Raw genomic sequence first — 12,301 nt, forward strand, 5'->3', positions numbered from 1 at the left:
GACACTGAAACAGGGAGTCTCCCTAATGGCTACGAATGAAACTCGCTTTGATATGACATCTTCGATCGTCAATCACATTCTTGTTGTGGACGACGAACAGGATACCGCCTTATTTCTCAAAAAGCTGCTAGAGGAACATGGCTACCATGTAACAATAGCAAAAGACGGCGGACAAGCCCACTCATCATTCAGTATGCATAAACCTGATTTTGTGATTCTAGATTTAATCATTCCTCACGAAAGTGGTTTTGAAATCTGTGAACGGATGAAACAAAAAGAAAGTGATGTTCCCATCCTCATTTTGACTGCAATTGACTCTCCAGAATCACGTCAATTAGCAAAACGAGTTGGTGCGGATGGTTATCTGTTGAAACCGTTTAACCCGGATGAATTACTGGAAATGATCAAAGAGATTTCAAATGAAGTCTGGGAACATGATCACCTCGATTCTTCCAAGGAAGACCTAGATGAACGAATTCATTTCTACTGTCCCTGTGGTAAAAAACTAAAAGTTCGCGTTAAACATAGAGGGCGTACGATGACATGTCCCTCATGTCAAGAAGCACTTGTGGTTCCTCTGCATGATTAAATCGATTCATCTTACTTCGTTTCAATAATTTTAATTAAATAATATGAAACTTAAGTTCTCAATACCTTATCATCAAAGGAAATAGGCCAACTTCAGTTTTAATTTTGAGGGCTAGTATGCCAAAATTCATAATCAAAACAGGTAAGCATCAGGGGAAAACGTTAAAGCTTCCTGAAAGAGACATCACCATTGGTCGTGAGCTGGAATGCGATATTCGTATTACTGACTCTGATGTCAGTCGTAGACACTGCCAATTAATTGTCCTCGACGAAAAAATCTCTGTGATTGATTTAAAAAGCCGTAATGGAACTTACGTTAATGATATCGCAATTCAAAAAGAAACACCTCTTGAGCCAGGTGCCTTGCTTCGCGTAGGCCCAATGGTATTTGAGTTAGTTGGAGCGAAAAAAGCTGTCAAAAAGCCAAGCAATTATACCCCTGATCCAGCGGATCCACCGCTTTCAGATGACGATATTTCAAGCTGGCTCTCGGAGGATACAAACAATTCAGCCGCTTCACCAGGTGACACGACGATTATCCCTACGACAAATTTCCCCCCCACGGAGTCTGATTCAACTACACCCAAACCTAAACCTAAGGAGAAAAAAGAATTCCACTCTGTAGCTGAGGAAGCGGCAGACATCATCAAAAAACACTGGGAACGCATGGCACAAAAGAGGGAAAATGAGTGACACTTCTCATCGTGATCAAGTCTTTATATAATATGGGTTTAAAATAATTTTCCATCAGCGTGACTACTGAATTTCCCACCAGTTTTATTGAAACGACAGAGCAGTGCGTATTATAGCAGGTAAATATCGTCGGCGTAAATTACATACCAACCCAGGCCAAACAACACGCCCGATTACCGACTTTGTAAAAGAAGTACTCTTTGAATGGTTGGGAGAGACCGTCAAAGAAAAGCGTGTTGCCGACATTTACGCGGGAACGGGATCACTGGGTCTAGAAGCACTCAGCAGAGGGGCCAGGAGTGTTGTTTTCATCGAACAAGATCGCAAAGCGCACCAGCTTCTCAAACGCAATGTTGAAAATATCGGCGCGGAAAAAGAAACTCTCTGCTGGAAGACCAATGCCCAACTTTCCTCCTTCCGACCAAAAAACGTTCCGGATTTTGTCCCTTTCGACATGATCTTCTTCGACCCTCCCTACAAGATGATCGATGATCTCAAACCCGGTTCGCGCTTATACGAATCGCTAGAAAGGCTGGCCCGAGATACTGTCTCTTCTGAAAACTGTAGCTTAATATTGAGAACGCCACGCGATGCTGAATTCGAATGTCCCACTCTCTGGGAACAATTCGATCTATTACAAAAATCGAGTATGGATATTTACTTCATGAAAAAACGAGAATCCAGCTAAAAGCGGGAACCAATCGCCCATTCCGGTCAAAAAACGAGGTCAGAATCAATGACAGATAAATCTTTTTTCAATACTTGGTCTTGGATGATTTGTGTGTTGTCAATCATGTATCTGGCATTATTCAACGCGATGGCATTTTCTGAACAGCAGCCTGTCCTCCAGAAATTCAAAACCATTCGGAACATTCCCTATGACACAACAATTAAACTAGGAAAGCATTTTAAGAGTCTGGATTTATATACACCAGCATCAGGAAAAAATCATCCCATTGTCATTTGGGTACATGGTGGAGGCTGGAAAATTGGTGACAAACGTGGCGTAAATAACAAACCGCAATTCTTTACCGACCATGGTTTCATTTTAGCCAGCATTAATTATCGACTTTATCCACAAGCCACATACGATCAACAGGCACAGGATGTTGCAGAAGCAATTTATTGGGTCCAAGAACACGCCAAAAAGTATGGAGGTAATGCGGATCAAATTTTCCTCATGGGACATTCAGCGGGAGCTCATCTCGTCGCCTTGGTTTCCACAAATCCCGCTTATCTCAAAAGAGAGTCGCTTTCGCTGAAATCAATTAAAGGAACCATTTTACTGGATGGTGCCGGTTATGATATTTCGGAACGAATCAGGACCGCTGGCCCGACTGCAAAAAAGCTCTATACAACAATATTCGGAACTGATGAGAAAACGTGGAAAACGGCGTCGCCCATCACTTATATACACGAAAAGCAATCCATTCCCCCTTTTTTAATCGTGCATGTTGCTGAAAGAGCAGAATCCAGGCGTCAGTCTGAAAGTCTGGAGAAAAATTTGAGATCAAAGGGAATTTCCTCGAAATTGGTCTCTGCGCAAGGAAAAACTCATCTCACAATCAACCGAGAAATTGGGCTATCAGATGATGTTCCCACTCAGAAGATCTTAGAATTTTTGAAAAACGTACGAAAGCCTTCAGAAGACAAATAGGCTAAGGGGAGACACAGTGATTCAAAACTCTAGACCAAGCCAAATCGTCCGAGAGTATCAATCATTTTTCGGTTTCGGACTAAGTCTCGAATGTTTTCTCAGACTGAGCACGCTTGATCGCATGCTGTAGATGTGGCATCGTTGCTTTGCCTTCCTGTAACAGCGGAACATCTGCAGCCGCCTCTTTTTTCAATGATGTTTCAATCAAAGAACCCAGAGGGCCAGCCAGAAGTGCGGGCAAAAAGATAATGTCAGCCACCAGGGCTGCTGTGACTAGAGCACACATCAAGATCCCAAAACGACTGACCAACAGAAGATCAGCCGGATACAACATTGCCAAACTGATCGCGACAGCAGCACTGGTTTGCCACATCGCCGGTCCACAGTGACCGAGTGCAGCAGCCACTGCTTCCTGTTTGGTCTTGCCTTCCTCGATACCAATTTTGAACCACGTCAGCAGGTGCAATGTTCCATCAACGGCAATCCCAAGCGCGACTGATGCAGTAATCATCGTACCGATATCGATCGAAATATTCATCCAGCAAAGCAATCCAAAAACCACACCAATGGGCATCAAATTGGGTAACATGGTAATCAGACCGGCAAGAGGGCTACGCAATAGAATCATCATCACGACCGCAATCACAGCAAAAGCCAAACCAAAACTTTTGATCAAGCTTTCAAGAACTGCCTCCTGTGTGCGCAGAAACAGGGGAATCGTGCCGGTCACGATATGCGTAGTACCTGCATGGTCTCGTAATACAGACTGAGTGACCTGATTTAAGTCTCGTGTAAGATCACCATAATTCAAATCCGTCATAATGGCGACCTGAGATGTAATTCGCCACAGCTCGTCTCCTTCATTCACAGGCACAGACCTCGCACCGTTAGCGGTTTCCTGCTCTAATACTACTTCCCGATCAGCTAAATGTAGAAACGATTTAGCAGTTCCTGACTCGAGGCTTTCACGGACACGTCTTTCGGTTTCATTTACGCGTTTTGCATGTCGTAATTTTTGAAACGTGCTCGCTCCTTCAGGCAACGGCTCTGAAACAGGTCGAAAATCAGCCAGGGAAATGGAGCCACTAATTTCGGGATGCTCTTCAATACGACTTTGAATTTTTCGAACCAACTCAATGCGTTCGAGAAAATTCAAATTATCCTGTGCATTTTTATCAAAACGAATTACGGTATCAACGGGCGTAATCCCTGAAAGGTTTTCTTCCAGGAACAAATAGTCTTGAATCACGCGGGATGAATCGGGAAAATACTTGATCACTTTCGTTTCCGTGCGGAACCACTTGAAGCCATAACAGGAAACGGCAAAGAGCATCAGGCAACTCAATGAAACCATCATTTGATGTCTGGACAGCGCGTTTCCTAACTTTTGCCAGTTCCTGGTGTCAATCTCAGAGGCTTTAGGAGGCTTCGCTGGCCATAATTGTAACAAGGACGGCAAGCCAAATAACACCATTAACAAAGAGATGAGGCAACCAATGGCGGAATAGAGTCCGAAGTCACGAACTGGTGATAGAGGGCTGGTTATTAAGGATGCCAAACCGATGGCTGTTGTTAAGCTGGCCATCATGCAGGGAGCGCGTGCCATTTCCACTGCCTCTACTACGGCCGTTTTGATATTCACATGTGCTGCATGTTTCCAGTAGTTTGCGACATGAATCGAACCGGAAAGTGTTAACACTGTCAACAACGTCGGCATGACAACCAGAACCATGTTCATGGTTCCTCCCGTCAGAGGCACAACGGAAACCGCCACAAACGTTGTGAAATATGAAACTAATAATACGATACAAGAAAGCCTGATACTCCGTAACATGAAAAAGGCGAGGGCAATTCCAATCAATCCTGAAAACAATGTCACAGACCGTTTATGAAATTGCCAGGCAGGGTAGTCTGTATCCCAGGAAGATTTTTTAACCATGCGGTTTAATGCAGCTCCTGCAGCGGGTCTCCCGCCGATATGGAGGCTTTCTGCTGGAATACCTGCTTTGAATGCCGCCGCTTTCACTGCATCGACCGCAGCACCATGATCCGCATCACCAGGGTTTGACAGTGCAATCGAAATCGAAATTGGAGTACCTGTTGCAAAAAAACAATCTTCAATCAAAGTCGGTTGAACCAGAGGGGTAGAATCTGTTTTCTCTTCAGAACTCGCGGCCAGTGGTTCGGGTAGAATCGACGGACGTGTCAGTGAAAGTGCTATTTGTTTTAATTGGTTTGTGAGTTCTGCATCAGGTTGCATTCGTGACCAACTGACCTGAAAATCGTGAGCTGGAATCGATGCCACGAGTTCTTTAAAATCGACTTGTTCTTCATCCTCATCAATAGGCTCTTTAATGGTTTCTGCTTCCTCAGACTCATCAACCATCTCTACCCACTCTTTGAACGCGGGCTTAACGGTAAGCACCAAACCCAACTCGCTCTTCGCTTTATCGATGAGCTCCTGGGTGGTCTGTTCCTGTCGTTTCTTGCCGGCCTCAGTTAAGCGGATCTTCAGCATCCCAGTACCGAGTAAGACCCCTTTTAAACGCTCTTGTGCCTCTTCTGGCTCAATCCGGTATTCAACCATTCTCTGAATGGCATCCTGGGGTGTCACCACTTCCTGAATATAAGGAGAGCCACCATGTCGTATTCCCTTTTCATCGGCGGTTCCCATCAGAAGGGTTTTCAAGCGTTCTGCCCGCAAATCTGTGAGTGAACTCCCTTCCCAGGAAACGAGAATACGGTCTTCAATACCGAAACTTTTACGATGCCAAGCCAGAACTTTCGACTGTGGGTCGTCGGGTGGCAGCCAATTCTCAACATTATTTTCTTGACGAATCTCTCGCAAAACTCCAGCCAGCACAGGAGTTATGAAGATCATGAAGACTACGACCCATAATGAGAGATTATGTCCCCAGGGATCGCGTTTTTCGAAAAACGAAGCCATTAAGTAATCCAATAGCCTGAATAGGCTTTATCAAATTAACGAATTTCAGCTCTCAAACTGTAAGATCGAAATTCAAGTTGAAAGTTGTTTGATTCAAAAACTGCTTAACAGACCTGACTTGAGATTTCTTCTAGAGAATTCCAGAACTCACTCAAATCGGAATCACCAAATTGTCACACTTTTACAGCATGAATCAATCGAGAATGTACTAAAAAAATGAAAAGCCCGATTCCAGTTCACAGCCAATATGACTTTTTACGATCGACGCATATCGGTATTTTTCGTCGTCGCATCGGGTTAAACTTGTCGCAACACAAGCAACATTTGTGTTTGTGATGAAGATCCTGATAATGATAGCAATTTTGCGGATTATAGCATCAGGAATTTGGCCATAGAGAACTGAAACTCCCATAAAAAAGATAAAATAGGGAGTTCAGTAATTGTTTAAAATTAAGCTTTCAGACGACCTGAGCTGAACCAGCAGCTTCACAAACAGATAAAAAGTGAACGTAAAGTCACATTTCCAGGGAACTTATTGCGCGGTATCAGGATCAAATCCCTTTACGAGCTCGTCGTCCCACTCGTCCTGCAGTGGCCAATCGATGGCACAGGTCCCGAAATCTGCCATATGCAGATAAGTATTCAAACGATCAATGGTCGCTTGCAAGAGTTCCTTTTTGTTCCGAAAGATTGGACCGTGACTGGGGAGTAGCCATTTTGCATCACAGTCCCGAATACGCTCTAACGAATTAATAAAGTCCGGAATATCAGAACCATGGTGGGCATCAATGTGCCCAACACAACCATCTCGATAGATGTTGTCACCTGAGAAAAGTAGCTCCCCAAAACGAAACGCCAATTGCCCATCTGTGTGTCCGGGTGTGTGCCAGACTTCCAGCTTGATCTCTTCACCCAGGTTAATGACGTCTCCTTCTTTTACTTCAATATCAACTTTACACGGAGGCATATCAATCGAAATGCCTTGTGCACTAATTTCTGCGTAAGTACTGATTCGATCGCCTACTTCGAGCAGTCGAGCGGCACTCGGATGTGCAATGACCTCGGCCGAGGGTAACAATTCTTTGGCACGGCTGAGTCCCTGAATATGATCGACGTCAGCGTGAGTTGCAATCAGATATTTGCAATTTGCCAGCGGAAAATCCATCTGTCGAATCATTTCAATGATTTCTGACACGGTGTCTTCATACCCAATGTCGATTAACAACCATTCATTCTGATCATTAAACACAAGGTAAACACAACACCCTAAACGCTGCCTGGCCTGATAATTGATTTCGATGACGTGTGGAAATACTTCGCGTCGGGGCAACATCCCGTAAGCTCCTAGTAGTACTAAGCTTAATAGTTGATAATCGTGATTTCAGATAAGCTGGAAACGAAATTGTATATGGGAGCATTCTATTATCCCACCCTGCTCAAACAGAGAGAATCACCCCAATATTACAACTCAATGATTGAGTCATTCTATGCATCGCAATTCGCTGAAACAACCAATACCAAAGCAGATGTGAGCGTATAAACCCGATTTTCAGAAGAAAGCTCGAACACTCGCCTCACTTCTAATACTGTAGTACGGATATCACCAAACGACGAGGATTAAAGTTTCCAATAATCGGGTAACCCTGATTTGGTTTCGATCAGGATTTCCAGAATGGCTCGGCGGTCTTGTGCATTCAAGTGAGCGTACTTTTTGGTTTGATCCTTACCAGACAGAATTTCCCATAATCGTCGATAGACTTTATCCAGAATGGGACGTGGCAGTGCATCAAATGACTCTGAATAGATCAAATAACTGCAGGGGTATTTAAACAACCGCTGTTCCAGGTCGAAGTCGCGCAATGAACGTCCCCGACGATCTCTTGGACCTGACAATGGGAATTCGGTTTGATAACTGGAAACCCCTTGAATTCGATCTTGCAGCACCAATTCTTCAGTAAACAACATGTAATCGAGCAAGCGATTGGCCGAACTTTCAAAACGTCTTTTCGTACTGTCACTCTGAAATGATGTTTCTCTCTCCAGCATCTTGTTCATGACTGCCGCATCTCGCAAAGTGATACGCCCTTCAAACTGTGCGCGGGTAATCAAGTTATGCATCTTGGCCTGATGCTCCAAAACCATCAATGACACAATATCGCTATGCGGCCTCAGGTAAGCACTCGTATCGAACCATTTCTCCAGATCAACGGCATTCGCGCCACTCTCGCGATTCAAATTATTGGAACTGTCCCCTTTTCGAAAAAGCAGATTTCCCATGTGGCGCATTTTTCCATGAGTTCCCGAGACATACCAGCCTCCCCAGCGCTCATGAAACGGACTAGACTGATCGCTGCGATAGGTACCCTCACGAAAGACAGGCATACCATCAGGACCAGGGTAAACAGATCTCATAATGTGACCTGGAACACCCTGAGTCATTGATGAAGCATGACACTGAGTACATTCAAACGTTTTTCGCACGAACGTCGGTCGAGATGTTTTTGTTTGAGAGAGCGTATAAAAAACAGTTCCCAGTTTCGCATCACTGGCAGAAACTTCCAGTACTGAGCCGCCTTGCACAAAACCGACATACAAGTCGTCATTAAAATAAAGCGCGCGAGGTGATTGGGGATCGATGTGCTTTATCTGCAAACTCGTTTTTGAAAAAACAAGTACTTGAGAAGAAACCGGAATCTCCAAAGACTTCAATACGTCAGCTAAATAGCCGGTTCCCTTTTTCCGGTCGTATGTCAACTTGATCTGATTCTGCTCTAGCTTTTTTTGTAAACGAGTGATTCGATTTTCTGGTTTCGCCTTGTTGTAATTGATGGGGGCTTCTTCAAAGCTGACTTGGGCAAACAGTAACACCGGCACCTGCAAAAAACAGCAGAAACCAATCAAACGAAGACCATTCACAAGCACATTCAAAATATTGGCATACATGGGTGAGTCATTCGAAGTTAAAGGCAGGAAACAAACGCACTACAAATATACTGCAATCTGCTTTTCGGGGCAGGCTAGAACCTATATCGGATATTAATGTCCATTTTAGCCATCTTTTTTCTTCTGTCAACCTACTTTTAAATACAATCTTATCGACCTAAACTGAGGAATCACAAGAATGATCAAAGACTGAAGCCCATTTCTTAATTGACAATGAGAACTATCCTATGAAAACTGCTCCCCTTCGAATTCTGATCTCATTGATCATGCCTTTTTTATGCCTGTTCTGTTCTCCAGTCACGACGGTTGCAAAAGAGCCACAAATTCAGGTGATGCTCATTGGGGATTCCACGGTCGCCACTTATTCCAAACGACCTAAAGATCGTCCTGATCTCACGGGCTGGGGTCAGGTATTCGGCGAATTTTTCAACGACAACGTAACAATCCTCAATCGGGCCGCCTCCGGTCGGAGCTCAAAAAGTTTTATCAAGGAAGGTCGCTGGAAGAAAGCAGTCGCTGAAAAAGCAAACTACCTTTTGATTCAGTTTGGCCATAACGACTGCCCCGGCAAAGGAGATCGCTCCACGCATCCCACAACCGATTACCAACAGTATTTAAGACAATATATTGATGAGGCCCGAGCAGCGAATATCAAACCTATACTCGTCACTCCCGTAACTCGTAGACGATTTAAAAATGGTATGATCTGGACCACTCTGCGTCCCTATGCGGATGCCATGCTGAAAGTTGGTCGCGAGAAAAACGTACCGGTCATCGATCTGCACCAGAAAAGCGTGGCGTTGTTCAACCGACTGGGAGATGAAAAAAGTGCTTACTTCAGTCCCAAGCCAGAGGATCGAAGCCACTTCACCAGTAAAGGGGCACGCAAGATTGCAGGACTTGTAGTAGAGAAGATTCCCACAGCGGTCCCAGAATTGAAACCGTATCTGAAGAAAACGAACTCAGGAACCAGGACTCAGTGATTCGTCACATGAAGGTACACCTGTTGCAGGGTTCGACACTCAATCGAGAAACCGTGGCCTCTCGAAGCTTACGATATTCAGGTGAGTTATAAATTTCGAGAACATGCTGCTCGTTTGCGTTACCAATAGGATACTCTGCCTGGCCATCGGCGCAACAATGGGCCACTTCTCCTGTTGCCGTAATAGAAAGTTCAAACCAACGGGCACATCCCATATTGGGAACCTCGTTCACAGTCAAACCTTTCACTTGCCCCGTCCATTCCATACGAGGAAAAACGCTGGACCTGAAAAGTGGATAGTTTACACTCACCCACTCTCCAAACTCATGATCGACGAGGGAACCATCTCCCACACGGGACAATACCACTGGAAAATAAACATCTCCCTCAGTGAAAGCATCGTGAATCATATCCAGACGCTCGCGCGTGCGTTGATAAGGCAGGGCCATCACGCGTTCGTACTCTTCCTCACGATGGTCGTTAAAAGAAATCCAGAGATAGCCGATATTTTTAATTTCTTGAAGTGCTTCTAGTTTATCCTCGGTAATCGGAGAAGCGTTGGAAGTCAGTGTGATCATGGCCTGGGGTATCAACGCATTAATTTTTCCCAGCGTTTGAAACAAACGCGTATCCAGAAATGGCTCACTTACTTTAAATGGCGAAATCTGAAAATTCATTTCAGGAGGCAACTCAGTGAGCTCATTCAATACTTTATCGATGAGCTCATCACTCATTTTTGTATGTTTGCGATTCAGATTCGGATACGGACAAAAATTACAGCTTGCATTACAGCGAGCAAGAGTCTCCAGATGCACGTGCTTGGGGTATTCCATGTAATGCGAATGACGCATTCTCGCGATTTCTGCATCGTACTCCGCGCGCTGTTCGCAGAATTGATAAGGGCTGATAACTTCAAGCATAATGATGACTCTTCCATGAATCAGACTGAAGTGACTTTTTTTGCGGGGCGAGCATCGCAGACATGCCTTTTTTTGTCAATGAGAATTCCATTTCTTATACATTTGCACCCAACCCAGGGGGGGATCAACCTCCACACAAAAATTACGTCCTTCGAGCCACAAATCGCTTGAGGACTAACAGGAAACCGGGCACTGTCAGTAAATAGCCGATAATTAGAAAGCCCCAGCCCGCTCCCACCGGACCATAGATTTTACCGAGATACCAGACCAGCAAACCCGTCGCCAGTTGAGATATGGTATTCAGGAGTAGAAATGGTTCCTGCTTGAACGGGCGAATATAGGCCATCACACACAATGCAATATGAATCGGAAGAATCGCCAGTGTCAGTAAAACGGTCGGATACAAGGGTAAAATTCGTTGCTGTAACCTTTGAGCTAATTTCCAGATTGGTTCCAGAGCGACTAACGCAGTTGGCACGTCCATATCCCGAATGGTTTGCAGCAAGAAGACGATCAGGCAAAACAGGATTCCCCCGATCAAGAGCACCGTTGTCGAAACCTGAAACAGACGACGAAAGACACGATTCAATTCGGTAATGTCATTTTTTGCAACCAATGTGCCAAACAAGGGAGCACGTGTGAGCATCCAGGAATAGGCGGCCATTTGCAGTGTCATTAACGCAGTCCAGGTCAGCCCCAGCTGACCGGCGACTGCTGCTCCCTGATACTCAAACATCAGTGGAATGACGAAGGAACTGGTGAAATAAGCTGCCATCGCCTGAATCGCCAGCTTCCAATGGAGAGGCCAGACTTCCTCCGACCAGCTCACTTGTGGTCCGGTTTGAGGCTTTAACAGTGTCGCAAAAAATCGTCGATAGCGAACGGCAATCAGCCACAGTTCCCAAAACAAACGCACCGCTGAAACCGCCACACAGGTCCACAAACCGGCACCATTGGAGATGGCTCCCCAGACAACCAACGTCCCCATAATCCCCTGCATCGCGCGATACCGATTCGTCACAGAGACCTGATTGCATCCCTCCAGCAATGCGATACAGGGAGCCGCCATCAAACTGAGTGCCGTCAATCCCACCACACAAAGCCATGGTCCGCGCCAAGTCACTTCTGTTTCCGGTTGAGACAAAAAAAAGTAATAGCCGGCAATACCAATGGCCGTCACAAAAAGCGTCCCCGCGACTGCATACCACTTCAACACTAGCACAGCCAGACTTCTTAAACGTGATAAGGCCGATGAGTCTCCTGTCAAGTACCCCCGTTCATTCAAATCCAAATTATGCCATTCATGACTGGCCAGATACAGTGTCACGACCTGCATGCCCATTTCGACAAAGGTCTGTAAGGCGATCAATGCGCCAAATGTAACATAGTAGCCCTGTTCCTCACTGGAAAAAAACGCGACGATCAAAAGCATCGTCACCGGACCGGAAAGAAATTGCCAACCTCGATTCACCAGCGCATAAAAAACCGCACGATTGACTTCCATTCGGTTAAGCAATCGACGGGGCCAACTGCGCTGTTGTGGTTGAGGTTCCCGCTGTTCGGTCATGCTA

General features: G+C 45.2%; 10 protein-coding genes. 5 read left to right on the forward strand and 5 right to left on the reverse strand.

The genetic code is table 11. The annotated features are described in order from the left end of the window. Window positions 1-25 precede the first annotated feature (25 nt). From V202x_RS08835 to V202x_RS08850, 4 genes are all read left to right on the forward strand, one after another. Window positions 26-589: a response regulator transcription factor gene (locus tag V202x_RS08835; RefSeq protein WP_145173176.1), complete on the forward strand. Its 564-nt coding sequence runs from the start codon at window positions 26-28 to the stop codon at window positions 587-589. Between the two features lie 116 nt (window positions 590-705). After that, window positions 706-1,281, forward strand: a complete 576-nt coding sequence (locus V202x_RS08840) for an FHA domain-containing protein (RefSeq protein ID WP_145173179.1) — start codon at window positions 706-708, stop codon at window positions 1,279-1,281. 103 nt (window positions 1,282-1,384) lie between these two features. Further along, entirely contained in the window at window positions 1,385-1,969 is a 585-nt protein-coding gene (gene rsmD / locus V202x_RS08845) for a 16S rRNA (guanine(966)-N(2))-methyltransferase RsmD (protein WP_145173182.1), read from the forward strand. 48 nt (window positions 1,970-2,017) lie between these two features. Beyond that, window positions 2,018-2,938 carry an alpha/beta hydrolase gene (locus V202x_RS08850; RefSeq protein ID WP_145173185.1) on the forward strand — a complete coding sequence of 307 codons (921 nt, stop codon included), beginning with the start codon at window positions 2,018-2,020 and terminating at the stop codon, window positions 2,936-2,938. A 79-nt stretch (window positions 2,939-3,017) separates the two neighbouring features. On the opposite strand, the gene V202x_RS08855 is transcribed toward V202x_RS08850, so the two are convergent. The 3 genes from V202x_RS08855 to V202x_RS08865 all read right to left on the reverse strand — a co-directional run bounded on the left by V202x_RS08855 (window position 3,018) and on the right by V202x_RS08865 (window position 8,828). Further along, complete coding sequence (locus V202x_RS08855) at window positions 3,018-5,885, reverse strand: efflux RND transporter permease subunit (protein WP_145173188.1); 2,868 nt, start codon at window positions 5,883-5,885, stop codon at window positions 3,018-3,020. A 532-nt stretch (window positions 5,886-6,417) separates the two neighbouring features. Beyond that, complete coding sequence (locus tag V202x_RS08860) at window positions 6,418-7,218, reverse strand: MBL fold metallo-hydrolase (RefSeq protein WP_145173191.1); 801 nt, start codon at window positions 7,216-7,218, stop codon at window positions 6,418-6,420. A 284-nt stretch (window positions 7,219-7,502) separates the two neighbouring features. Then, the gene (locus V202x_RS08865) at window positions 7,503-8,828 is read right to left on the reverse strand and encodes a hypothetical protein (RefSeq protein WP_145173194.1); all 1,326 of its coding nucleotides are present in this window, start codon (window positions 8,826-8,828) and stop codon (window positions 7,503-7,505) included. Between the two features lie 227 nt (window positions 8,829-9,055). Here V202x_RS08865 and V202x_RS08870 point away from each other — a divergent pair, with 227 nt between their 5' ends. Further along, window positions 9,056-9,811, forward strand: coding sequence for a rhamnogalacturonan acetylesterase (locus V202x_RS08870; protein ID WP_197993302.1), 756 nt, complete (start codon window positions 9,056-9,058; stop codon window positions 9,809-9,811). Between the two features lie 4 nt (window positions 9,812-9,815). On the opposite strand, the gene V202x_RS08875 is transcribed toward V202x_RS08870, so the two are convergent. After that, window positions 9,816-10,730: a radical SAM/SPASM domain-containing protein gene (locus tag V202x_RS08875; RefSeq protein ID WP_145173197.1), complete on the reverse strand. Its 915-nt coding sequence runs from the start codon at window positions 10,728-10,730 to the stop codon at window positions 9,816-9,818. 142 nt (window positions 10,731-10,872) lie between these two features. Next, a complete protein-coding gene (locus tag V202x_RS08880) occupies window positions 10,873-12,297 on the reverse strand; it encodes a hypothetical protein (RefSeq protein ID WP_145173200.1) in 1,425 nt (474 codons plus the stop codon). Window positions 12,298-12,301: the final 4 nt, after the last annotated feature.

The organism is Gimesia aquarii (genome assembly GCF_007748175.1).
Classification (GTDB): Bacteria; Planctomycetota; Planctomycetia; order Planctomycetales; family Planctomycetaceae; genus Gimesia; species Gimesia aquarii_A.